13 protein-coding genes and 6 tRNA genes are annotated in these 24455 nt (G+C 72.8%); 13 read left to right on the forward strand and 6 right to left on the reverse strand.

Annotated features, from left to right (window positions below; genetic code table 11):
* Window positions 1-284 precede the first annotated feature (284 nt).
* Window positions 285-491, forward strand: coding sequence for a developmental transcriptional regulator BldC (bldC, locus tag ACZ50K_RS26570; protein WP_003949541.1), 207 nt, complete (start codon window positions 285-287; stop codon window positions 489-491).
* 381 nt (window positions 492-872) lie between these two features.
* Here bldC and ACZ50K_RS26575 read toward each other — a convergent pair.
* Together ACZ50K_RS26575 and hrpA are read right to left on the reverse strand one after the other, a co-directional pair.
* Window positions 873-946 (reverse strand) — tRNA-Asp (locus tag ACZ50K_RS26575).
* Between the two features lie 91 nt (window positions 947-1037).
* Entirely contained in the window at window positions 1038-4970 is a 3933-nt protein-coding gene (hrpA, locus tag ACZ50K_RS26580; protein WP_468907523.1) for an ATP-dependent RNA helicase HrpA, read from the reverse strand.
* A 114-nt stretch (window positions 4971-5084) separates the two neighbouring features.
* Here hrpA and ACZ50K_RS26585 point away from each other — a divergent pair, with 114 nt between their 5' ends.
* Both ACZ50K_RS26585 and ACZ50K_RS26590 read left to right on the forward strand, forming a co-directional pair.
* The gene (locus ACZ50K_RS26585; RefSeq protein WP_468907524.1) at window positions 5085-5837 is read left to right on the forward strand and encodes a DsbA family protein; all 753 of its coding nucleotides are present in this window, start codon (window positions 5085-5087) and stop codon (window positions 5835-5837) included.
* Entirely contained in the window at window positions 5838-6653 is an 816-nt protein-coding gene (locus ACZ50K_RS26590) for a cytochrome c biogenesis CcdA family protein (protein WP_468907525.1), read from the forward strand.
* Window positions 6654-6779: 126 nt separating this feature from the next.
* On the opposite strand, the gene ACZ50K_RS26595 is transcribed toward ACZ50K_RS26590, so the two are convergent.
* From ACZ50K_RS26595 to ACZ50K_RS26610, 4 genes are all read right to left on the reverse strand, one after another.
* Window positions 6780-6853, reverse strand: a tRNA-Phe gene (locus ACZ50K_RS26595).
* A gap of 23 nt (window positions 6854-6876) precedes the next feature.
* Window positions 6877-6950: transfer RNA gene (locus ACZ50K_RS26600), tRNA-Asp, on the reverse strand.
* A gap of 40 nt (window positions 6951-6990) precedes the next feature.
* Window positions 6991-7063 (reverse strand) — tRNA-Glu (locus tag ACZ50K_RS26605).
* 122 nt (window positions 7064-7185) lie between these two features.
* Complete coding sequence (locus tag ACZ50K_RS26610; protein WP_468907526.1) at window positions 7186-7536, reverse strand: metallopeptidase family protein; 351 nt, start codon at window positions 7534-7536, stop codon at window positions 7186-7188.
* 48 nt (window positions 7537-7584) lie between these two features.
* Here ACZ50K_RS26610 and ACZ50K_RS26615 point away from each other — a divergent pair, with 48 nt between their 5' ends.
* From ACZ50K_RS26615 to ACZ50K_RS26660, 10 genes are all read left to right on the forward strand, one after another.
* Window positions 7585-8067: a FluC/FEX family fluoride channel gene (locus ACZ50K_RS26615; protein WP_468907527.1), complete on the forward strand. Its 483-nt coding sequence runs from the start codon at window positions 7585-7587 to the stop codon at window positions 8065-8067.
* Window positions 8064-8510 carry a fluoride efflux transporter CrcB gene (gene crcB / locus ACZ50K_RS26620; protein WP_468907529.1) on the forward strand — a complete coding sequence of 149 codons (447 nt, stop codon included), beginning with the start codon at window positions 8064-8066 and terminating at the stop codon, window positions 8508-8510. The genes ACZ50K_RS26615 and crcB overlap by 4 nt, the downstream gene beginning before the upstream one ends.
* Window positions 8511-8604: 94 nt before the next feature.
* On the forward strand, window positions 8605-9189 hold the full coding sequence (locus ACZ50K_RS26625) for a hypothetical protein (protein ID WP_468907531.1): 585 nt from the start codon (window positions 8605-8607) through the stop codon (window positions 9187-9189).
* Between the two features lie 235 nt (window positions 9190-9424).
* Window positions 9425-11656, forward strand: coding sequence for a DEAD/DEAH box helicase (locus ACZ50K_RS26630; protein ID WP_468907533.1), 2232 nt, complete (start codon window positions 9425-9427; stop codon window positions 11654-11656).
* Between the two features lie 162 nt (window positions 11657-11818).
* Window positions 11819-14923: an FG-GAP-like repeat-containing protein gene (locus ACZ50K_RS26635; protein ID WP_468907535.1), complete on the forward strand. Its 3105-nt coding sequence runs from the start codon at window positions 11819-11821 to the stop codon at window positions 14921-14923.
* Between the two features lie 132 nt (window positions 14924-15055).
* Window positions 15056-17992: an FG-GAP-like repeat-containing protein gene (locus ACZ50K_RS26640; protein ID WP_468907537.1), complete on the forward strand. Its 2937-nt coding sequence runs from the start codon at window positions 15056-15058 to the stop codon at window positions 17990-17992.
* 100 nt (window positions 17993-18092) lie between these two features.
* Window positions 18093-21074, forward strand: coding sequence for an FG-GAP-like repeat-containing protein (locus ACZ50K_RS26645; protein ID WP_468907538.1), 2982 nt, complete (start codon window positions 18093-18095; stop codon window positions 21072-21074).
* 13 nt (window positions 21075-21087) lie between these two features.
* Window positions 21088-24057 carry an FG-GAP-like repeat-containing protein gene (locus ACZ50K_RS26650; protein WP_468907539.1) on the forward strand — a complete coding sequence of 990 codons (2970 nt, stop codon included), beginning with the start codon at window positions 21088-21090 and terminating at the stop codon, window positions 24055-24057.
* Window positions 24058-24158: 101 nt separating this feature from the next.
* A tRNA-Lys gene (locus ACZ50K_RS26655) sits at window positions 24159-24231 on the forward strand.
* A gap of 105 nt (window positions 24232-24336) precedes the next feature.
* Window positions 24337-24410, forward strand: a tRNA-Met gene (locus tag ACZ50K_RS26660).
* Window positions 24411-24455 lie beyond the last annotated feature (45 nt).

Raw genomic sequence — 24455 nt, forward strand, 5'->3', positions numbered from 1 at the left:
GGGGGTCTTGTGGCTCCTGATCGCTCTGTGACTGATCGTCACTGTGAGGTGACTGTCCGTTATGGGCTGGTCCATCGGCTTCCGCCGCTGATGAACACCTCGGAGGGCAATTCCGTCGGTTTGGCCGACGAGGCTGGACAGATGGTGTAGTTGTAGTGCCGAGGACAAGCCGTTCGTCCTATAACCGACTCGGCCCGCGTCTGTCCATTTCGGGCAACGCGGGCCAAGGTGCAGAATTTAGAGGAAAGAACCGAGATGGTTCGGTTCTCCCGAGGAGGCCGCTCATGACCGCTCGCACCCCTGATGCCGAGCCGCTGCTGACCCCGGCTGAGGTTGCCACGATGTTCCGCGTGGACCCGAAGACGGTGACCCGCTGGGCCAAGGCCGGCAAGCTCACGTCCATCCGCACCCTGGGTGGGCACCGCCGATACCGCGAGGCCGAGGTTCGCGCACTGCTTGCGGGAATTCCGCAGCAGCGCAGCGAGGCCTGAGGTCCCGCATCAGCAGCATCAGCACCAACTGAAGTAACCGCAGTATCCGCAGTAACCCGCTTCACCGGGTTCGAATCGGGTCCCCCAATCCGATGAAACCCAAAGGCTTCATGCGACTGGATCTGCCCCAACAGCTCCGCCCAAGTCGTTCGATCGCGCTGGACTCCGCCGGGTCCAGCGCGATCTTTTTATGCCCGACGGGTGAGGTGCCATTGCACATATTAAATCGAGGGCGCGTAGGCGTCCGATAAATGTGCGCGTCTCAAAAACTCGTGTGGTGACCCCGGTCACACGAACGGGGGATGTTTCCGGAGGCCCTCGGACGGACCCGGACAACGCATCAGGGCCCGCATCCGATGGATGCGGGCCCTGATGGTGTTGCGAACCTGACGGGACTTGAACCCGCGACCTCCACCTTGACAGGGTGGCGAGCTAACCAACTGCTCCACAGGTCCTTGTTTCGCGGCCGCCGGGCGGCTGCGAAAGCCACTGTACCGCAGCTCAGGGGGTGCAGTCGAACCCGGTCCCCGGCGGCATCCCGGCCGCTCAGGGCGCGGCCGCGTCCACCGCCTTCACGATCCGCTTGTCCGAGATCGGGTAGGCCGTGCCGAGGGCGTGCGCGAAGTAGCTGACCCGCAGTTCCTCGATCATCCAGCGGATCTCGGTGACCTCCGCCGGGACCGGCCGACCCTTCGGCAGCTGCTCCAGCAGCCAGGCGTACTCGTCCCGCATCTCGTGCACCTTGGCCATCCGCGTGGTGTCGCGCTGCACGGCCGTGGGCATCTGCTGGAGCCGGCGGTCGGCGGCCACCAGGTAGCGCATCAGGTCCGGCAGCCGCTTCAGCCCCGTCAGGGTCACGAAACCGGGCGGCATGAGGGCCGCCAGCTGCGTTCTGACGTCCTGCAGGTTGGCGACCAGGGCCAGGCTCGACGTGGCCTTCAGACGGCGCTCACAGGCCTGCCAGGCGGCCAGCACCTGCTGGACCTGGCCCACGGTCCGCACGGTGGTGTCGACCAGGTCGGCGCGGACCGCGTCGAAGAGCTTGCGGAAGGCCTCCTCGTCCCAGGCCGGGCCGCCGTGCAGGGCGATCAGCCGGTCGGCCGCCGCGGTGGCGCAGTCCTCGAAGAGGGCCTGGACGGAGCCGTGCGGATTCCCGGACAGGGCCAGCTTCTGCTGGTTGGTGAGCTTGTCCGAGGCGAACTTCGCCGGGTTGACCGGGATGTTCAGCATGATGAGCTTCCGGGTGCCCAGCCACATCGCCCGGGCCTGCTCGGCCTCGGTGTCGAAGAGCCGTACGGCCACCGTGGCGCCCTCGTCCACCAGCGCCGGGTACGCCTTCACCGGCTGGCCGGCCCGCCGGGTCTCGAACACCCGGGTGAGGGTGCCGATGGTCCAGGCGGTCAGCCCGGCCCGCTCCAGGGACTCCCCGCCCGCCCGCTCGGCGGTGGCGGCGGCGGCCTGCGAGAGGGCCTGCCGGGCCTTGGGCCGCAGCCGCAGCCGCAGCGCCTCCAGGTCCTTGTCCTCGGCGACGTTCCGGCGGCGCTCGTCGACCACCCGGAAGGTGATCTTCAGGTGATCGGGCAGACGGCCCAGGTCGAAGTCCTCGGCCGTCACCGGGACCCCGACCATCCGCTTCAGCTCGCGCGCCAGGGTCACCGTCAGCGGCTCCTGGAGTGGGACCGCCGTCTCCAGGAAGCGGCCGGCGAAGTTGGGCGCGGGCACGTAGTGCCGTCGGATCGGTTTGGGCAGCGACCGGATCAGCTCGGTCACCACCTCCTCGCGCAGGCCCGGGATCTGCCAGTCGAAGTTCTCGTCCCGCACCTGGTTCAGCACCTGGAGCGGGATGTGGACGGTCACGCCGTCGGCGTCCGCGCCCGGCTCGAACTGGTAGGTGACCCGGAACTTCAGGGGGCCCTGCCGCCAGGAGTCCGGATAGTCGTCCTTGGTGACCCCGGCGGCCTTCTCGGTGAGCAGCATCTCGCGCTCGAAGTCGAGCAGTTCGGGCTCGTCCCGGCGCTTGTGCTTCCACCAGGAGTCGAAGTGCGCCCCGGAGACGACGTGTTCCGGGATCCGCTGGTCGTAGAAGTCGAAGAGGGTCTCGTCGTCGACCAGGATGTCCCGCCGCCGGGCCCGGTGTTCGAGCTCCTCCACCTCGGTGAGCAGCTTGCGGTTGTCCGCGTAGAACTTGTGGTGGGTCCGCCAGTCGCCCTCCACCAGGGCGTTGCGGATGAACAGCTCGCGGGAGACCTCGGGGTCGATCCGGCCGTAGTTGATCTTCCGCTGGGCGACGATCGGCACCCCGTAGAGGGTGACCTTCTCGTAGGCCATCACGGCCGCCTGGTCCTTCTCCCAGTGCGGCTCGCTGTAGGTGCGCTTGATCAGGTGCTGGGCGAGCGGTTCCACCCACTCCGGCTCCACCTTGGCGTTGACCCGGGCCCACAGCCGGGAGGTCTCCACCAGCTCGGCCGACATCAGGAACCGGGGCTGCTTCTTGAACAGCGCGGACCCGGGGAAGACCGCGAACTTCGCGGACCGGGCGCCCAGGTACTCGTTCTTCTCGGTGTCCTTCAGCCCGATGTGCGAGAGCAGTCCGGCCAGCAGCGAGACGTGCACGCTGGTCTCGGGGGCGTCCGCCTCGTTGACGGCGAAGCCCATGCCGCGCACGACCGTCCGCAGCTGGGCGTAGATGTCCTGCCACTCGCGGATCCGCAGGAAGTTCAGGTACTCCTGCTTGCACATCCGGCGGAACGAGGAGGAGCCGCGCTCCTTCTGCTGCTCGCGGACGTAGCGCCACATGTTCAGGAAGGACAGGAAGTCGCTGGTCTCGTCCTTGAACCGGGCGTGGTTCTGGTCGGCCTGGGTCTGCTTGTCCGAGGGCCGCTCGCGGGGGTCCTGGATGGACAGCGCGGCGGCGATCACCATGACCTCGCGGACGCAGTTGTTCTTGTCCGCCTCCACGACCATCCGGGCCAGCCGGGGGTCCACCGGGAGCTGGGAGAGCTGGCGGCCCATCGGGGTGAGCCGCTTGCGGTGGTCCTTCTCGGCCGGGTCCAGGGCGCCGAGCTCTTGGAGCAGCTGGACCCCGTCCCGGATGTTGCGGTGGTCCGGCGGGTCGATGAACGGGAACTTCTCGATCTCGCCGAGCCCGGCGGCGGTCATCTGGAGGATGACGGAGGCCAGGTTGGTGCGCAGGATCTCGGCGTCGGTGAACTCCGGACGGGAGAGGAAGTCCTCCTCGGAGTACAGCCGGATGCAGATGCCGTCGCTGGTGCGGCCGCAGCGGCCCTTGCGCTGGTTGGCGCTGGCCTGCGAGATCCGCTCGATGGGCAGCCGCTGCACCTTGGTGCGGTGGCTGTAGCGGGAGATCCGGGCGCTGCCCGGGTCGATCACGTACTTGATGCCGGGGACGGTCAGCGAGGTCTCGGCGACGTTGGTGGCCAGCACGATGCGCCGCCCGGTGTGCTGCTGGAACACCCGGTGCTGCTCGGCGTGCGAGAGCCGGGCGTAGAGCGGCAGGACCTCGGTCATCCGCAGCTTGCGCTTCTCCAGGGCGTCCGCGGTGTCGCGGATCTCCCGTTCGCCGGAGAGGAAAACCAGGATGTCGCCCGGCCCCTCCTGCTGGAGCTCGTCCACGGCCTCGCAGATCGCGGTGATCTGGTCCCGGTCGCTGTCTTCCGCGCCCTCGCTGTCCCCCTCCATCGGTGGCCGGTACCGGACCTCCACCGGGTACGTCCGCCCGCTGACCTCGACGATCGGGGCGTCGCCGAAGTGCCGGGAGAAGCGCTCGGGGTCGATGGTCGCCGAGGTGATGACGACCTTCAGGTCGGGGCGCTTGGGCAGCAGCTGGGCCAGGTAGCCGAGCAGGAAGTCGATGTTGAGGCTGCGCTCGTGGGCCTCGTCGATGATGATCGTGTCGTAGGCGCGCAGCTCGCGGTCGGTCTGGACCTCGGCGAGCAGGATGCCGTCCGTCATCAGCTTCACGAAGGTGGCGTCCGGGTCCACCTGGTCGGTGAAGCGGACCTTCCAGCCGACGGTCTGCCCGATCTCGGACTTCAGCTCCTCGGCGATCCGCTCGGCGACCGTGCGGGCGGCGATCCGGCGGGGCTGGGTGTGGCCGATCATGCCCCGGACCCCGCGGCCCAGCTCCATGCAGATCTTGGGGATCTGGGTGGTCTTCCCGGAACCGGTCTCGCCCGCGACGATCACGACCTGGTGGTCGCGTATCGCCTCGGCGATCTCGTCCTTCTTCTGGCTGACCGGCAGCGCCTCGGGATAGGTGATCCCGGGCATCCTGGCGGCACGCCGGGACAGCCGCTCGGCGGCCTGGCCGGCCTCGGCGGCGATCTCGTCGAGGACGGCCTGTTTGGCCTCGGGCTTGCGGATGCGGCGGGCGCCTTCGAGGCGACGGCCGAGGCGGTGAGCGTCCCGGAGGGAGATCTCACCGAGCAGCGTCTGCAGGGCGGCGAAGGAAGTAGACATACCTGGTCGAGGATCTCACCCGCAGGGTGCGGGTGGCGAACGCATTTGTCGGTCGTCCCCGTACCATTCCGGGACGAGATCCCCCGAATGCACCGCACGAGTGAGAGGCCCGTCATGCCCCGCCCCGGGACGTCCCCGTCCAAGAAGCCGCTGTTGATCTCCGCGGGGGTCGCGCTGGCCGCCGTGCTCCTGGGGCTGGTGTCCTGGCAGGTCCACGGCCCGGAGGACGGGGAGGGGCCGGGGGACCGGGACGCGGTGTCCGCCCCCGGGGCCGCCGCCCCGGACCCGAAGGCCTCGGCGCTGCTGGCGCTGGCCCGCCGGGACGCCGCGGACGGGCTGGCGGTGGGCCGGACCGACGCCCCGGTGGTGCTGATCGAGTACTCCGACTTCCAGTGCGGCTACTGCGCGAAGTTCGCCCGGGACATCGAGCCCGCGCTGATCCGGAAGTACGTCGCGGACGGCACCCTGCGGATCGAGCGGCGGAACTTCCCGATCTTCGGGGAGCAGTCCGAGGCAGCGGCGCGGGCCGCCTGGGCGGCCGGGCGGCAGGGCCGCTACGAGGCGTTCCACACCGCCGCCTTCGCGGCCGGGGCCAAGGAGAAGGGCTTCGGCGCGGACCGGCTGCGGGCCCTGGCCGAGGAGGCCGGGGTCCCGGACCTGGGACGGTTCGAGAAGGACCGGACCGGCCCGGAGGCCGGGGAGGCGGTGGCGAAGGACCAGCGGGAGGGCTACGGCCTGGGGGTGGCCTCCACCCCGTCCTTCCTGGTCAACGGGCAGCCGATCGCGGGGGCCCAGCCGGTGGCCGTGTTCGAGGCGGCCGTGGAGAAGGCCCGGGCCGCGGCGGCCGGCGCGGCGGCGGCGAAGTAGATGGAGATCGGTTACCTGGCCGCCCTGCTGGGCGGTCTGCTGGCGCTGCTGTCCCCGTGCAGCGCCCTGCTGCTGCCCGCCTTCTTCGCGTACTCGATCGATTCGCCGGCCCGGCTGCTGGCCCGGACCGGGATCTTCTACGCCGGGCTGGCGAGCACCCTGGTGCCGCTGGGCGCGGCCTCCTCCACGGCCGGCCGGTTCTTCCACGGGAACCGGGACGCGCTGGTGCTGGCGGGCGGCTGGCTGATCGTCGGGCTGGGGCTGGCGCAGATCCTGGGGCTGGGGTTCGCCTCGCGCCGGCTGACCGGGCTGTCCGGGCGGATCCGGCCGGTGACGGCCCTGTCGGTGTACGCGCTGGGCGCGGTCTACGGGCTGGCCGGATTCTGTGCCGGGCCGATCCTGGGCAGTGTGCTGACCGTGGCCGCGGTGAGCGGTTCCCCGGTCTACGGGGGGCTGCTGCTGGCGGTGTACGCGCTGGGGATGGCGGTGCCGCTGTTCCTGCTGGCGCTGCTGTGGGAGCGGTTCGACCTGGGCCGGCGGCGCTGGCTGCGGGGGCGGGAGGTCCGGCTGGGCCGGTTCGCCACGCACAGCACCTCGCTGCTGTCCGGGCTGTTCTTCATCCTGCTGGGCGCGCTGTTCCTGTACTTCGACGGGGCGAGCGCGCTGCCCGGGCTGCTGGACGTGGACGACTCGTTCGCGGTGGAGCAGCGGGTGCGGTCGGTCGCGGAGGGGGTGCCGGACTGGGCGCTGCTGGGGCTGGTGGCGGTGGGTGCCCCGCTGGTGGGGCTGGCGCAGTGGCGGCGGCGGGCCCGCTAGGCCGGGCCCGCTAGCCCGGGCCGGCCTGGCCCGGCCCCGCCGGGTCCGGCCGCCCCGGTCCGGTCCGGGGCGGTTCCGTCCGGGAAACGCGAAGGCCCCGTCCGAAGGGACGGGGCCTTGCACTTGTGGCTGGGGCCGGGGTCGAACCGGCGACCTATCGCTTTTCAGGCGATCGCTCGTACCAACTGAGCTACCCAGCCACGAGGACTCTTGCGAGCCTCAGCGAACCTGACGGGACTTGAACCCGCGACCTCCACCTTGACAGGGTGGCGAGCTAACCAACTGCTCCACAGGTCCTTGCTGTGTGCGAGACCGAAGTCCTGCACACGGTACTGCGTACCCCCAACGGGATTCGAACCCGTGCTACCGCCTTGAAAGGGCGGCGTCCTGGGCCACTAGACGATGAGGGCTAAAGGCCCGCCTGGGCGCTTTGCAGCGCGTCGGGGACGTGAGAAGCATATGGGATGCGGGCGGCGATCGCCAAAACGGTTCCGGGCCCGCCCGGCTCGCGGCCTGCCGCGACGGCCACCGGTCAGCCCCAGCCGAGTTCGTGGAGCCGGTCCTCCTCGATGCCGAAGTGGTGGGCGATCTCGTGGACCACGGTCACCGCGACCTCGTGGACCACGTCCTCGGGGGTCTCGCAGTAGCGGAGGGTGGGGCCCATGTAGATCGAGATCCGGTCGGGGAGCACCCCGGCGTACCACTCGCCGCGCTCGGTCAGCGGGGTTCCCTCGTACAGGCCGAGGAGCTCGGGGTCGGACGGGTCGGGTTCGTCCTCCACGAACACCGCGACGTTGTCCATGACCCGGGTCAGTTCGGGCGGGATGGTGTCCAGGGCTTCGGCCACCAGCTCTTCGAAGGCGTCACGCGTCATCTCCAGCACACCGACATTGTCGGGGAGGGCGGGCCGCCGTGACCGTGCCGCGCGAGAATGATCCCCGTGAACCAAGGAACCGGCGGCCCCGCGGCGGCCCCTCCGCCGTCCGCGCCGGCCCCGGTGCCGGCGGCCCGGGCGGTGCCGGTGGTCGCGGCGGGCGGGGCGCTGGGCTCGGCCGCCCGGTACGGGATGGCGCTGGCCTGGCCCGCCGGTCCCGGGGGGTTCCCGTGGGCGACCTTCTGGACCAATGTGGCCGGCTGCGCGCTGATCGGGGTGCTGATGGCGCTGGTGGCCGAGCCGGGCCGGCCGCCCCGGCCGCTGCTGCGGCTGTTCCTCGGGGTGGGGGTGCTCGGCGGGTTCACCACCTTCTCCACCTATGCGGTGGACGTCGACCGGCTGCTGCGCGCCGGCGCCTCCTGGACGGCCGCCGGCTACGCGGCGGGCACCCTCGCCGGGGCGCTGGCCGCGGTGTGGGCGGCGGCCGTACTGACCCGGCGGGCGCTCCGGCGGCCCGCGGGCGGCGGGGCGCCCGGATGACGGGGGCCGCCGGGGCGACCGGGGTGTCGTGGGCGGACTGGCTGCCGGTGCTGGCCGGCGGGGCGGTGGGCGCACCGCTGCGGTACCTGACCGACCGGGCGGTGACGGCCCGGGCCGCGGCCCGGCGGCGGGGGCGGCCGGGCGGTGACGGGCCGGGGTTCCCCTGGGGCACGCTGCTGGTGAACCTGGCCGGCTGCCTGGTGCTGGGCGCGGTCACCGGCGCGGTGCTGGCGGGGGCCGCCTCCGGCCGGACGGCGCTGCTGCTGGGCACCGGGCTGTGCGGGGCGCTCACCACGTACTCGACGTTCTCCTACGAGACGCTGCGGCTGGCCGAGGGCGGCCGGCCGGCGGCGGCGGTGGCGAACGCGGCCGGGTCGGTGCTGGTGGGGCTGGCGGCGGTGGAGCTGGGCCGGCAGCTCGCGGGGCTGTTGTTCGAGTCCTGAGCGGTCCGGGCCGTGTCCCGAACGGGGTAAAGGGAGTTGGGCCTCTTGACCCGTCCCCATGGGCCCTCGCCGTCCCGTCCCGGAGGTGCCACCCGTGCGCCAGTTCTCCGCTTCCCTCCGCCTGGCCGTCACCGCGATCGCGGTCGCGGCGGCGGCGGGCTGCATGAGTGTCAGCGACGACTCCGCGAAGCCCGCGCCGTCCAGCTCCGGGGACCGCCGGGGGCCGGCCGCCGAATCGGACGGTGGCAGCGGGACCGGCCGGTCCGGTGACGGCCAGGGGACCGGGCACGGCGGCCGGGACGGCAAGGACGGCCGGGACGGCAAGCCGGGCGCGGACGGCAGCCCCCGCCCCGGCGCCCCGGCCAGCCCGGGAGCCTCCCCCGGGGCGCCCGGCGGGCCCTCGCCGTCCACCGGGGGGTCGGGCGCGACGGCCTCGGGCGGTGCGGCGGCCGGCGGTGCCGGGAGCGCCGGGGCCGGCGGCGCCGCGGGCGGCGGCGGGCAGGACCCGGTGGACCCGCCGCCCGGCGGTGGGGACGCGGGCGGCCCGGGCGGCGGGGACCCGACCCCGCCGGTGGACCCGCCGAGCCCGGAGCCCCCTGTGACGGAACCCACACCGGAGCCCCCGGTGGAGCCCCAGCCCAGCACCCAGCCGGAACCCCAGCCCCAGGCGGCCGGCTGAGCCGCGGTGCTGCCGCAGGAGGCTCGAAGGCGGCCCCCCACCTGCGCATTTGCCAGAGTGGGGGAGGGGTGCGTATGGTTATAGATCGTTTGATCCCATTGCCCGGCGCCGAACCGAAGAGCGCCGTGTGGCGCGTACTCTCCCTTACCGTGACTGACCGCATTGAGGCGGTCGAATTTGCGACTTCACGGAGTTATGGGCGCGTGCCGAGACTCCGGAAGGTTTTCGCATTCGCATGTCCATTTCCAGTTCTGACCGTGCCGTCATGCCCGAGAACGACTCGATCGAGGCCGTCGACGCCGTCGAGACCCTGATCGTCGACGAGACCATCGAGGCGTTCGAGGCAGAGGTCGCCGACCTCTCCGACGAGGACACCGACACCGACCCGGCCGCCGAGTTCTCCGACGAGGACGCCGAGGACGACGAGCCCGGCATCACCTTCGCCGACCTCGGCCTCCCCGAGGGCGTGGTCCGCAAGCTGGCGCAGAACGGTGTCACCTCCCCCTTCCCGATCCAGGCCGCGACCATCCCGGACGCCCTGGCCGGCAAGGACATCCTCGGCCGCGGCCGCACCGGCTCCGGCAAGACCCTCTCCTTCGGTCTGCCGACCCTGGCCCGACTGGCCGGCGGCCACACCGAGAAGAAGAAGCCCCGCGCGGTCATCCTGACCCCGACCCGCGAGCTGGCGATGCAGGTCGCCGACGCCCTCCAGCCCTACGGCGACGTCCTCGGCCTGAAGATCAAGGTCGTCTGCGGCGGCACCTCGATGGGCAACCAGATCTACGCGCTGGAGCGCGGCGTCGACATCCTCGTCGCCACCCCCGGCCGTCTGCGCGACATCATCAACCGCGGCGCCTGCTCCCTGGAGAACGTCCAGGTTGCCGTCCTCGACGAGGCCGACCAGATGTCCGACCTGGGCTTCCTGCCCGAGGTCACCGAGCTGCTCGACCAGATCCCCGGCGGCGGCCAGCGCATGCTCTTCTCCGCCACCATGGAGAACGAGATCGGCACCCTGGTCAAGCGCTACCTGGTCGACCCGGTCAGCCACGAGGTCGACAGCGCCCAGGGCAACGTCACGACCATGACCCACCACGTCCTCGTCGTGAAGCCGAAGGACAAGGCCCCGGTCACCGCGGCCATCGCCGCCCGCAAGGGCCGCACCATCATCTTCGTCCGCACCCAGCTGGGCGCCGACCGCATCGCCGAGCAGCTCCGCGACTCCGGCGTGAAGGCCGACGCGCTGCACGGCGGCATGACCCAGGGCGCCCGCACCCGCACCCTGGCCGACTTCAAGGACGGCTACGTCAACGCGCTCGTCGCGACCGACGTCGCCGCCCGCGGCATCCACGTGGACGGCATCGACCTGGTCCTCAACGTGGACCCGGCCGGCGACCACAAGGACTACCTGCACCGCTCGGGCCGCACCGCCCGCGCCGGCCGCTCCGGTGTCGTGGTCTCGCTGGCCCTGCCGCACCAGCGCCGCCAGATCTTCCGGCTGATGGAGGACGCGGGCGTGGACGCCTCGCGCCACATCGTCGGCGGTGCCGGCGCCTTCGACCCCGAGGTCGCCGAGATCACCGGTGCCCGGTCGCTGACCGAGGTCCAGGCCGACTCCGCGAACAACTCGGCCAAGCAGGCCGAGCGCGAGGTCGCCGAGCTCACCAAGCAGCTGGAGCGCCTCCAGAAGCGCGCCGTGGAGCTCCGCGAGGAGGCCGAGCGCCTGGTCGCCCGGGCCGCCCGCGAGCGCGGTGACGACCCGGAGACCGCCGTGGCCGAGGCCGCGGAGGCCGCCGAGGCCGAGGTGGCGGCCGCCGCTGCCGCCGCCGCCGCCGAACTGGCCGCGCAGGAGCGCCGCGAGGAGCGCGCCGCCCAGCGCGACGAGCGCGGCAACTACGAGCGCCGCGACAACCGCGGCGGCGACCGCGGTGGCTTCCGCGGCGGTGACCGCGACAACCGCGGTGGCGACCGCGGCGGTTTCCGCGGCGGTGACCGCGACAACCGCGGCGGCTTCAACCGTGACGACCGCGGTGGCTTCCGCGGCGGTGACCGCGACAACCGTGGTGGCGACCGTGGCGGCTTCCGCCGCGACGACCGTCCCTCGGGCGGTTTCAACCGTGACGACCGTGGTGGCGACCGTGGCGGCTTCCGCCGCGACGACCGTCCGTCCGGTGGCTTCCGTCGGGACGACCGTCCCTCCGGTGGTTTCAACCGTGACGACCGTGGTGGCGACCGTGGCGGCTTCCGCCGCGACGACCGTCCGTCCGGTGGCTTCCGCTCCGGTGGCGGCGACCGCCCGTTCAACCGCGACCGCCGTGACGACCGCCCGGCCGGTGGCTTCCGCTCCGGCGGCGGCGACCGCCCGTACGGCCGCCGCGACGACCACCGCCCGTCCGGCTCCGGTTCCACCGGTGGCGGCTTCGGCGCCGGCCGCCGCGACGACAAGCCGCGCTGGAAGCGCAACGGCTGAACCGTTTGACCTGCCTGACCCTGCCTGACCCGAGGGCCCGTACGACACCTGGTGTCGTACGGGCCCTCGGCCGTTCCGCGTAGCTTTTCCGGTCCGTACATCCTTTCGGCCCGACGGGGCGTCTGACGGGTGGATCTGTCTTTCCACCCATCAGGGGGACCCGTGCTGCGCAAGACGATCGCGGCGGCGGCGGTGGTGGCGGCCGCCACCACCGCGCTGCCCTTGACCATGCTGGCCACCGGCGCCGCCGCGGACCCGGCCGCACCTCCGGGCGCCGCCGCGTCCGGCGCGCTGCCGGGCGAGCTGGTGATCCCGGCCCGGCAGACCGAGGACCGCTGGGCCCTCGGCCTGTCGGCCGCCACCGCCGACGGATACCTGCGCAGGCAGGGCGACTACTTCCGCTTCGCCTGGTACGCGTACGGGGCCGCCTCCGGGGTGCCGGTGCCGCACGCGGACGGCGGCACCACCCTCGTCGGCATGGCCGGGGACACCCTGGTCCACCGGCCGACGGAGATCCCCCCGGGCGCCCCCGCCAAGGTCTACCGCTACTGGAACGTCCGGGACGGCGCCCAGGCGAGCGTCTCCGTCCCCTGGTCGGCCGTCGACCTCGGACTCAACGGCCGGGAACTCATCGTCGCCCGCCAGGACGACAAGCTGCGGCTGGTCTCCCCCGACGGCACCGGCCAGCGCGAACGCGAGGTCACCGGACTGCCCGGCGGCCGCTCCTTCTTCCTCGGGGCCCTCTCCTTCGAAGGCGGCTTCCTGGTCACCCACCGGTCGGGAACCACCTGGGTGGACACCCGCTACTGGGTGGACGCGAAGACCGGGGCCGCGGTCCCCGCCCCGGAAGCCCCCGCCGACGACATCCACACCCGCACCAGCGGACCCTGGCTGATCCGCAAGAAGCCGGACGCCGACCTGGTCGAGGCCTGGGACACCCGGCTGCCACTGACCGCCACCCCCACCCGCACCTACCGGACCGGGAACCTGGAGGTCGAGGACACCCTGCACGTGCTCGGCGCCGACCTCCTCGTCCGGGAGAAGGGGACGGGCGACCTGCTGGCCCTGCCGGCCGGCGGCGGACCCGCCCGCACCCTGCTCAGGGCCACCGCCGACGGGGTACTGGACCCGGTGGGCCGGCGGGTGGTCACCCAGACCCGGACCGCCGGCGACAGCATCGAGACGTACGCCGTCGAGGCCGACGCCGCCGACCGCACCTCGGCGACCCGGCTCTCCGTCCACCCGGTGCCGCTCATCCCCCGCCAGGTGCCCCGGCTGTCCATGCGGGGCGGGCAGCTGACCGCCGTGGACGTGGACGGAGCCAGGGACCTGCTGTCCCTCCGGCAGTACGGGCTCCCGGTCACCGGCCCCCTGAAACCCGGCAGTTGGAAGGAGATCGACTCGGAGGCACCCGCCCCCGAGAGCGGGGACCGCGATCCGGAACCACCGCTCCGCTACTACGAGGGCTGCTACGGCACGCCCCCCGAGCGGAGCTGCGCCGATCTGCGGACCACCGAGGACGGCGGGGCGGCGATGCTCGGCTGGCTCGGCATCAAGCGGGCCCGCGCCGGATCCGCTCCGGGCACCCCGGTCCGGGTGGGCGGTTACACCCCCGGCACCCTCCGCGAGTCCGGCCGCTACCTCGCCTACGGGAAGAGCAGCCCGGCCGGCGGGATCGGTGTCCACGACCTGGAACAGGGCAAGGAGATCCGCACCCACACCGCACCGGGCGGCACCTTCGCCCTGTCCGGCTCCGCGCTGTGGCGGGAGACGGGGACGGCCGGCACGGTGGAGGCCGTCAACGTCCGCACCGGAGGCCTGTTCCGCACCGACCAGATCGCCGGCTGCGACATCAAGGCGCTGGAGGCGTACGGCAGTTCGCTGTACTGGAAGTGCGAGGCGGACTCCGGGGTCTTCGACACCGGGACCAGGAGGAACCTGAAGCTGCCCGCACACACCTCCGCCCGGCTCGGCAACGGCACGGTGGTCCTGGAGACCGGCGGGGCCCTCAAGGCGATCGCCCTGACGGGCCCGGCGGACACCCGGGACGTCGGCCGCCCCGCCGACCCGGTCCCCGACCAGGGCTGGACCCTGGACGGCCCGTCCGGCCGGGTCGCCTGGACCGACGCCGGCCGGTCGGTGCACGTCGTCCCGCTGGGCACCACCGCCCCCGGCCTGTCCGCGGTGGACACGGACGCCCCGGCCTCCGCCGACCTCGGCGCCAAGCGGACCTGGGCGCCCCGGTTCTGGCTGTCCAAGCCGGCCGCCTCCTGGACCCTGGAACTGAAGCGGAAGGCCACCGGCACGGTGGTCCGCACCCTCACCGGCGGACTGACCCCGGGCGCGCTGAAGCCGCTCTGGGACGGAACGGACGGCGCCGGCTGGAACGTCCCCGACGGGGACTACACCTGGACCCTGTCCGCCAAGCCGGCCGACGGGCAGGGCCCGTCCCTCACCCGGACCGGGGCCGTCACGGTCTCGGGCAAGGCCGTCGCGGGGGACTTCGTCTCCGACGACGGGCAGGCCGACATCATCTTCCTGGACGGTTCCGGGAAACTGGGGTTCGTCATGGGCCGGGGTGTCGACCGGTACCCGAACACCACCCCGTACATGGTTCCGGGCTGGGACGCCAAGGCGCTGTTCGTGCCGTTCGGGGACCTGAACGCCGATCGGACCGCGGACCGTCTCGTCCGGGACGCGCAGGGAGTGCTGCACGCGCAGTTCGCCCAGCCGGGCCGGGTGGTGGCCGCCCGCACCAAGGTGATCGGGCCGGGCTGGGGCCAGTACGACGTCCTGACCTCCCCCGGCGACCTCACCGGTGACGGCCTCGCCGACCTGATCGCCCGGCAGACGGCGACCGGGGACGTCTACCTCTACGCCCAGGACGGCAAGGGCGCCTTCAAGGCCCGGGTCCTGATCCAGAAGAACTGGAAGCTGTACAAGACCGTCGTCGGCGCCGGTGACCTGACCGGTGACGGCATCGGCGAGCTGATGGCCGTGGACGCCAACGGCACCGTCTTCCGCTACGACGGGGTGCGGACCGGCACCGTCAAGGCGCGGGCCCGGGCCTCGGCCGACGGCTGGGCCAGGAACGCGACCGCGTTCACCGTGATGGACATCGACGGGACCGGCGGCAAGCCGGCCGGGGTCGTCACCCGCAACACGGCCGGAGAGCTGCTGTACAGCCCGCCGGTGACCGGGACCGCCCTGCTCGCCCCGGGCACCCGGTTCGCCACCGGATACGCCGGCTACAAGGCGATCTTCTAGCGGGAGGAAGAATCTCCCGATCTTCGTACATCCCCCGGGACGGTTGAGGTGTCTGACCGTGTGCATGCGCAGGTGGCGGAAATCCAACGCCCGGCGCACGACAGACACTTGCATCGTTTTCGGGGGATTACCTTGCGCCATCAGCACCTTGCGGCAGGCCTCGCCGTCCTGGCGACGCTGGCCACCGCCGTTCCACTGGCCGCGACGACCGCGTCCGCCGCGGCCCCGGCCGCCGCCCCGGCCGAGTACGTCGTACCGCCGCGCCTCATTCCCAACGTGACGGCCGGCCCCGTCCTGGCCACGAGCTCCGGGTACCTGATGAAGGGCCCGACCGCCGGCGCGTACGCCTGGCGGACCTACGGCTCCTCCCAGAGCACCCCGCTCACCGTGCCGGCCGGAACGACCCTCGCCGAGGGAGGCCCGCACACCATCGCCCTCGTGAAGCCGACGGCCGCCGCGGGGGCGGCCGTCGCCCTCCGCGACATGCGCGACGGGTCCACCGCCGCCGAGATCACCACACCGGCCGGACACACCTTCCTCCGGGTGGTCGGCGAGGCCGTCCTCACCACCGTCAAGGAGTCCGGCGGTGCCGTACCGCACTGGCTGACCATCGAGAACGGCGTCCTCAAGGACACCCCGGTCACCGGTGTGCCCGCCGGAGCCGCCCTGGTGGACGCCAGCGCCCGCGGGGCCCTGCTGAAGGCCGGAGCGGACCAGTTCTGGATCGCGCCCGGTGCGGCCGCCCGCCCGGCCCCCACGGGACAGGACTTCTCCGTCCACGACGCCTTCATCGTGGAGAACAGCAGCTACGGCATCCAGGACCACCTGGAGTCGGACTTCACGATCTGGGACACCCGGGGAGGGCTGGCCGAGGCCGACGGGACGTTCATCCCCGCCGGAGTCTCCGACTTCCGGGGAGAACGCCCGACGGGTGTGGTGGCCGACGGCCTGATGATCGGGGGCTGGTTCTACGACACCACGATGGACACCCCGGCCGTCAAGATCTTCCCGCACGCGGGCGCCCCGGCCTTCACCACCTCCGACGGCCGGATCGTCACCGTCGGCGGCGAGGGCGCCGACCAGTACGTGGCCGTCCTTGAGACCGGTTCCGACGGCAAGCCCGTCCTCGTGAAGCAGGCCGCCGTCGCCCCCTCCCAGCAGCAGTTCGACGGCATCACCGCGGAGAACGGCCGGATCACCTTCAACGACCCGGCCCGGGGCGGCAGATGGGTGAACCAGTACGTCACCACGGCCGGCGGCGCCCCGAAGGCGGGCATCTGGAAGGGCGCCAACGCGGCGGTGTACGGGCCGTTCGTCGCCTCCGGCGAGGGCGGCCTGGTGCACGCCAACGGCACCCGCTACCTCACCGTCAACCGGCAGGCCAGCCAGGAGAACGACACCGTCTACGCCGTCCAGGGATCGGTCCAGGCCTCCGGCCGCTTCGAGGCCTACCTGGACCGCACCGTCGCGAGCCGCCCGGTCGGGATCTTCGACCTGGACCGCCGCAAGCACCTCCGCAGCATCCCCGTCACCGGCGGCCTGTTCGCCCTCTCCGGCTCCTGGATGTGGCGGGAGAAGTCGAACGGCGTCGTCGAGGCCGTGGACGTCAACACCGGTGCGGTGGTCCGCACCGACAAGGTGTCCGGCTGCGACATCAAGGCCCTCCAGGCCTGGAGCACCTCCGTGTACTGGAAGTGCGACACCGACTCCGGGGTCTACGACACCCGCACCAAGGCCACCGTCAAACTGCCCGCGCACAACACCGCCCAGCTCGGAGCCGGGTTCATCGCCTGGGAGAAGGACGGGATCCTGCGGACCACCGCCCTGCGCGGCACCGCCGGCACCCGCGAGCTCGGCAAGCCGGCCATCGCCGGAGCGGGCCGCGGCTGGACCGTCGACAAGTACGCCGGCCGGATCGTCCACGCGGACGCCGGCTGGGCCGTGCACGTGGCGGACTCCGGGGTCACCGGGGACAACCTGTCCGCCATCGACCGCTCCACCCCGGGCGAGTTCGACCTCGCGGGCGGCAAGGGCGGCTGGCCCGCCGCCTGGTTCCTCAACAAGTCCGCCGCCTCCTGGACCCTGACGGTCCGTACGAAGGCGGGCGGCGCCGTGGTCCGCACGATCACCGGCGGCGAGGCCCGCGGCGCGGTCCGCGCCTGGTGGGACGGCAAGGACACGGCGGGCAAGCCGGTCGTCAATGGCGCCTACGAGTGGACCCTCACCGGGAAGCCGGCCGACGGCAGCGGCCCCGAGCTGAAGACCGGCGGCACCGTCAAGGTCACCGGCGGACTCGCGGTCCGCCGCGACTTCGCCGGCAAGGACGGCCTGGGCGACCTGGTCACCCTGGACGCCAAGGGCGCCCTGGCCATCCGGTCCGGGAACGGCACCGGCGGCCTCGGCACCGTCCTCACCGGCACCGGCTGGCCCGCCGCCGCCACCGTCGTCCCCTTCGGGGACCTGGACGGGGACGGCTGCAACGAGGTCCTGGTCCGCGGCACCGCCGGTGACCTGCGCGCCCACCGGCCGGCCTGCGGCACGGCGGTGACCCCCAAGACCCCGTCCAAGCTCCTCGGGGACGGCGGCTGGGGCCAGTACGACGTGCTGACCTCCCCCGGCGACCTGACCGGGGACAACCGCGCCGACCTCGTCGGCCGCCACACGGCGACCGGGGACCTCTACCTGTTCGCCGCCGACGGCACGGGCGGCTTCCGGGCCCGGGTGAAGCTGGCGGTCAACGCCAAGCAGTACAGGCATCTGGTCGGTGCGGGGGACCTGAACGGCGACGGTGCCGGCGACCTCCTGGCCGTGGACGCGGCGAACACCATGTGGCGGCTGGACGGCACCGGCAAGGGCGCGTTCAAGGCCCGGGTGCAGCTGAACACCAAGGGCTGGGCGGGCGGCCGCAACGCCTTCGTCGGGGTCGGCGACATCTCCGGCGACGGCAGGCCCGACCTGATCTCCCGCAACACCGCCGGGGAACTGCTGCGCAACAGCGGCGACGGCAAGGGCGGTCTGCTCGCCACCACGAAGATCGCCACCGGCTACGGGAACCTCCGGATCTCCTAGCCGCCCCGGCACAGGGGCTCCCCCCGGGGACCCCTGTGCCGGCCGATCCGGGCCACGCCGCAGCACCTACATGGGGGAAGTCTTGCTCCGGAGAACATCCGTGGCCGTGGCCGTGCTGGCCGCGGTCACCACCGCCGTCCCGCTCACCGCCCTCCCGGCGGCCGCCACCGCACCCGCCGCCACGGCCGTGCCCGGCGAGTTCGTCGTCCCGGCCCGCACCGGACCCGACCCGTACGGGGTCCGGCTGGTCACCGACACCGGATTCGTCCGCCAGACCGCCACCGGGCTGCTCTGGTTCAAGCACGGCTCGCCCACCGGCGTCCCGTTCACCGTCGCGGGCACCCAGCTGGACGCCGAAGGCAGCGGCGGCGACTTCATCGCCTACCGGAGCGCTTTCTCCGACCGCACCGCCTACCACCGGAAGAACCTGGTGACCGGCGCGGTCGAGACCGTCACCGTCCCGAAGGGGTACCAGGCGTTCGACAACTCGACCCGCTTCGGCGGGAGCGTCCTGGTCCACGGCACCACCGGCACCCAGTTCGCGGGCCCCCTGCGCATGCTGTCCGTGGAAGACGGCCGGCAGGTCGAACGGCCGGTCACCGGACTTCCGGCCGACGCCCAGATCAAGACCTACGCGTACTCCGGCGGCCCCGACGCGATCGCGGTCCGCTACACCACGCCCTCCCAGCCGCGGTCCACCCTGGCCCGGGTGGACGCCACCGGCACCGCCACGACCATCGGCCCGGAGCCCTCGGCCGGGTCGGTGGCGCACAGCTGGCACGGCGGGCGCGACTCCGCCACCGGCCGCTGGTCCCTGTGGGACAACAGGACCGAGCTGACGGACACCCCCACCCACACGGTGACCCCGACCCACAGCGACTACAGCCGGCTCGTCGCGGTGATCGGCGAGGACGCGGTCCTCTGCCGCTGGGTGTGGAATGGCCCGGAGCTGTGGGCCGTCCCGCTGAAGGGCGGCGCCCCCGACCGGCTGCTCTCCTCCGACGTCGTGTCCTGGTCCTCCGGGGCGGACCAGACGCGGCTGTCGATCACCGTCGACCGGCCCGCCGGCGTCCGCGAGGTCCTGACCGTCGCGGCGGCCGCGGACGGCCGCGCCACCGCCACCACCGCACTCACCGTCCCCGGCATCCCCGAACCGATCCACCGGATCGCCGCGGCCGGCGGCGTCACCCGGCTGCAGGACGGCGAGATCATCGAGGGCGGGTTCGTCCGCTACACCCAGCCCCCGGTCGGCGCCCCCGCGCAGGGCCACTGGGACGAGCTGTCGCCGGGCGGCGCCCCCGCGGGCGGCGGCCCCCTGCTGGTGACGGACACCGGCCGCACCCTGCGGGGCACGGCCGCGGGCCTGACGACCATCCGCGAGGACGGCACCTGGTGGGACATCCCCCGCAAGGTGAAGCTCGACCCGGACACCGTCCAGGTGTCCGGCCGGCACGTCGCCTATCTGACCACGGCCGACCCCGCCCGCCCGGCCGAGGTGTTCGACCTGGAGACCGGCAAGGCGGTCCGCTCGCACACGGTGCCCGGCGGCTCCTTCGCCCTCGCGGGTGCGGCCCTGTGGCGGGAGACGAAGACCGCGGGAACGGTGGAAGCCGTCAACGCCCGGACCGGAGCCCTGCTCCGCACCGACAAGATCGCCGCATGCGACATCAAGTCGCTGGAGGCGTACGCCAGTTCCCTCTACTGGAAGTGCGACAAGGATTCCGGGGTCTTCGACACCGGGACGAAGAAGAACCTGAAGCTGCCCGCGCACGGCCAGGCACGGCTGGGCGGTGGATTCATCGTCCTGGAGGCCGGCGGCACCCTCAAGGTCCTCGCCCTCGACGGGGCCACCGCACCCAGGGACATCGGCCGGCCCGCCGACCCCCGGCACGGCTTCGGCTGGGCCGTGGACAAGCAGTCCGCCCGGATCGTCTACGCCGACGCGGGCCACGCCCTGCACACGGTGCCCTCGGGCACCCCCGCCCAGAACCTCGGCTCCTACGACGCCGACGTCGCCGGCACGGTCGCCGACCCGACCTACACCAAGCCCTGGCAGGCCCGCTGGTACCTGAACAGGCCCGACGCCGGCTGGACCATGGTGATCAAGCGGAAGGCCACCGGAACCACCGTCTCCACCCTCTCCGGCACCGACCACCGTCCGGACAGCGTCGTCACCGTCTCCTGGAACGGCCGGGACACCGCCGGGTACAACGTGCCCAACGGCGACTACACCTGGGCGCTGACCGTCAAGCCGGCCGACGGCAAGGGCCCCGTGCTCAGCAGGACCGGCGGGTTCACCGTCACGGGCTCGGTGGCCGGCCGCGACTACACCGGGGACGGGCGGGGGGACCTCCTCGCGCTGGGGTCCGACAACCGCCTCGCCCTCCACGCACTGGGCGAGGGCAGCATCGGCGCCCCGATTCGGCCCAACACCGCCTGGCCGGCCGGCTCCACGTTCATCCAGGCCCCCGACCTCAACAACGACCGCTGCAACGACCTGATCGTCCGCAACACCGACGGAGAGCTCCGCCTCTACACCCCCGGGTGCGGTAGTCCGATCGCGCCCAACACCCGGTCCCGGCTGCTGAGCAGCGGCTGGGGCCAGTACGACCGGCTGTTCTTCGCCGGGGACCTGACCGGGGACGGCAAGTCCGACCTGGTGACCCGGCAGACGAGCACCGGAGACATCCACGTGCACCGCGGTGACGGTGCCGGCGGCTTCCAGGCCCCGGTCCGGATCATGCAGAACTGGAAGCTCTACCGGGAGATCCTCGCGCCCGGAGACATCGACGGCGACGGCAAGGCCGACCTGCTGGCCGTGGACAGAAACGACACCGTCTGGCGCTACGCGGGCCGCGGCAACGGCACCCTGGGCGCCCGGATGAAGGTCACCGCCGACGGCTGGGCCAAGGACCTCAGCGCGTTCGTGGGTGTCGGCGACCAGAACGGCGACGGCAAGCGGGACCTCCTCTACCGCGACGCCTGGGGCGGGCTGCACCGCGCCGACGGTGACGGCATGGGCGAGTTCGGCGGCGACACACGGCTCGGCGAAGGCTTCGCCGGTCACAAGAACCTCTTCTGATCCGGGGGATCCCATGCAGACGACGATGAGAGCGGCGGTGGCCGTCGCGGCGGCCGCCGCCACCGCACTCCCGCTGGCCACGGCCGGCACCGCCACCGCCTCGGCCCCGGCGGCCGTCCCCGCCTCCGTGTCCGAGTACGTCATCCCGGCCCGCACCGCCGTGGACCCGGCCGCGGGCCCCCTGCTGGCCACGGAGTCCGGCTACCTGATGCCGGGCCCCACCCCCGACACCCGTGTCTGGCGGAACTACGGCGAGGCCCAGGGCACCGAACTGGCCGTACCGGCCGGGGAGACCGCCGCCGACGCCGGACCGGGGGTGCTGGCCTTCGTGAAGCGCACCGGCCCGGACCGGGAGGCCGGGGCCGTGGTGACCTACCGCGACCTGAAGGACGGCTCGACCAGGGTCCTCGCCACCCCCGAGGGCCACCGGTTCCTCGGGGTGGTCGGCGACGCGGTCCTCACCAGCGCGCCGCAGCCCGACAGCAGCCGTCTGAGCCTGCACTGGCTCCGACTGGAGAACGGCTCCGTCACGGACACGCCCCGGGTCTGGGTGCTGGACCCGTCCGCGTCGATGCTGGCCGGCAGCACCGGCGGAGCACTGATCGACCGGGGCTGGGGCAGCTGCCTCTGGGTGACCGCCACCCGCATCGAAGCGGTCGACTGCGGCAGCCGGGCCACCGTGCACGGCGACCTCCTCATCACCCTGTACACCCGCTACCCGGCGGGCGGCCCGGAGACCGAGGTGTACTACTCGAACCCGGTCACCCGCACGTCCGAACGGCTCCCCGCGGTCCTCAAGGGCTCCGCGTACGAGCACACCGTGATGGGCGTGATCGGCGACGAGATGATCGTGGACGGCATCGGCTACCCGCTGCGGGAGGGCTCGGGCAAGCCCGGCCGCAGGATCATCGACTTCGTGCAGGGCGGCGCCGCCCTGCCCGCCGCCGGCGGCCGGATCGTCGTCCAGGGCGGCCCGGCCGAAGCCCACGGGGTGTACCTGCTGCGCCCCGGCGCGGACGGCCGGGCGGTGGCCGAGCGGCAGCTCGCGGGCGTGGCGCCCGCCGTCCGGGTCAAGCACATGGCGGTGGAGAACGGCCGCCTCCTGGTCGGCGACGACGGCGGCCTCAAGCCCAACCACCTCTACCGCTACACCCTGCCGGCCGCCGGCGCCCCGCGCGCGGGCGACGGCTGGCAGCCGCTCGGCTACACCACCCACAACGTGCTCGCCCCCACCGGCGACGGCGGCCTCGTCTACGGCGAGGGCAACATGTACCTCCCCCGTGACAGGACCCAGCGGACCCCGCTGCCCTACTCCCAGGTGTCCGGCTCGACCCAGGCCTCCGGCCGGTACGCCGTCTACCTGCGCCGCACGGACTCCGGCCGGACGGCCGGCGTGTACGACCTCGAACGGGCCAAGGAGCTCCGGACGGTCCCCGTCACCGGTGGCCTGTTCGCCCTCTCCGGGGCCTGGATGTGGCGGGAGACCGGCGCCCCCGGGACCGTCGAGGCCGTGGACGTGAAGACCGGCTCGGTGGTCCGCACCGAGAAGGTGTCCGGCTGCGACATCAAGGCCCTCCAGGCCTGGAGCACTTCCGTGTACTGGAAGTGCGACACCGACTCCGGGGTCTACGACACCCGCACCAAGGCCACCGTCAAACTTCCCGCGCACAACTCCGCCCAGCTCGGCAGCGGGTTCGTCGGCTGGGAGAAGGACGGGGTCCTGAAGACCACCGCCCTGCGCGGCACCGCCGGCACCCGGGAGATCGGCCGGCCGGCGAACCCGGCGGCGGGCCGCGGCTGGGCCGTGGACAAGTACGCGGGCCGGATCGCGTACGCGGACGCCGGCTGGGCCGTGCACATGGTGGACGCGGGGACCCCCGCCGACGGCCTGGCCGCCATCGACCGGGAGACCCCGGCCGCCCTGGACGCCAACGGCGGCACCGGCTCCTGGCCGGCCACCTGGTCCCTGAACAGGACCGCCGCCTCCTGGACACTGACCGTCCGGGCCAAGGCGGGCGGCAAGGTGGTCCGCACGATCACCGGCGGCGAGGCCCGCGCCGCGGTCCGCACCCGCTGGGACGGCCGCGACCAGTCCGGCCGGCTCGCGCCCAACGGCACGTACGAGTGGACCCTGAGCGCCCGGCCGGCCGACGGGCAGGGCGCGGACCTGCGGAGCACCGGGACCGTGCGGCTCACCGGCGGCGCCGCGGCGCACCGGGACCTGGCGGGCAAGGACGGCTTCGGGGATCTGCTGACCCTGGACGCCAAGGGCTCCCTGGTCGTCCACCCCGGCAACGGCACCGGCGGCCTCGGCACGACCCGGCTCACCGGATCGGGATGGCCGACGACCTCCCGGGCCACCGCCTTCGGCGATCTGAACGGGGACCTCTGCAACGACGTCCTGGTCCGCAGCCAGGCCGGTGAACTCCGCTCCTACCAGCCCGCCTGCGGCGCGGGGGTGAACCCCGGCACCCCGTACCGGGTGATCGGCCCCGGCTGGGCCCAGTACGACGTCCTCACCTCCCCCGGCGATGTGACCGGCGACGGCCGGGCCGACCTGGTCGCCCGCCAAACCACCACCGGGGAACTGTACTTCTACGCGGCCGACGGCACGGGCGGCTTCCGGGCCCGGGTGAAGCTGGCGGTCAACGCCAAGCAGTACAGGCATCTGGTCGGTGCGGGGGACCTGAACGGCGACGGTGCCGGCGACCTCCTGGCCGTGGACGCGGCGAACACCATGTGGCGGCTGGACGGCACCGGCAAGGGCGCGTTCAAGGCCCGGGTGCAGCTGAACGCCAAGGGCTGGGCGGGCGGCCGCAACGCCTTCGTCGGGGTCGGTGACATCTCCGGCGACGGCAGGCCCGACCTGATCTCCCGCAACACCGCCGGGGAACTGCTGCGCAACAGCGGCGACGGCAAGGGCGGTCTGCTCGCCACCACGAGGATCGCCACCGGCTTCGGCGGCTACAAATCCCTGCTCTGAGCCCGCCGGACGCCCCGCGACGGACACACCGTCGGCCCGTCGGCCGATACCCAATCGGCTGACGGGCCGGGTCCGGCTATGCTCTGGGGAGAGCACTCGGAGGGCCATTAGCTCAATTGGCAGAGCAGTGGACTTTTAATCCATTGGTTGTCGGTTCGAGTCCGACATGGCCTACCGCTCCGGAAGAGCCCCGACCCCACCAGGTCGGGGCTCTTCCGCTGTGCCGGGGACAAGTGGTCACGAGTGGTCCCGGGGATGGCGTACAGTTGGGTTTACCGACGCGGGGTGGAGCAGCTCGGTAGCTCGCTGGGCTCATAACCCAGAGGTCGCAGGTTCAAATCCTGTCCCCGCTACTCAGTACGAAGGCCCGGATCCCCAGGATCCGGGCCTTCGTCGTG

Source organism: Streptomyces sp. NPDC033845, from assembly GCF_055576225.1.

Excerpts from the sequence above, each read along its gene's own strand:
- bldC (WP_003949541.1), top strand. The coding sequence starts at position 285 with ATGACCGCTCGCACCCCTGATGCCGAGCCGCTGCTGACCCCGGCTGAG.
- hrpA (WP_468907523.1), bottom strand. The coding sequence starts at position 4,970 with ATGTCTACTTCCTTCGCCGCCCTGCAGACGCTGCTCGGTGAGATCTCC.
- ACZ50K_RS26585 (WP_468907524.1), top strand. The coding sequence starts at position 5,085 with ATGCCCCGCCCCGGGACGTCCCCGTCCAAGAAGCCGCTGTTGATCTCC.
- ACZ50K_RS26590 (WP_468907525.1), top strand. The coding sequence starts at position 5,838 with ATGGAGATCGGTTACCTGGCCGCCCTGCTGGGCGGTCTGCTGGCGCTG.
- ACZ50K_RS26615 (WP_468907527.1), top strand. The coding sequence starts at position 7,585 with ATGATCCCCGTGAACCAAGGAACCGGCGGCCCCGCGGCGGCCCCTCCG.
- crcB (WP_468907529.1), top strand. The coding sequence starts at position 8,064 with ATGACGGGGGCCGCCGGGGCGACCGGGGTGTCGTGGGCGGACTGGCTG.
- ACZ50K_RS26630 (WP_468907533.1), top strand. The coding sequence starts at position 9,425 with ATGTCCATTTCCAGTTCTGACCGTGCCGTCATGCCCGAGAACGACTCG.
- ACZ50K_RS26650 (WP_468907539.1), top strand. The coding sequence starts at position 21,088 with ATGCAGACGACGATGAGAGCGGCGGTGGCCGTCGCGGCGGCCGCCGCC.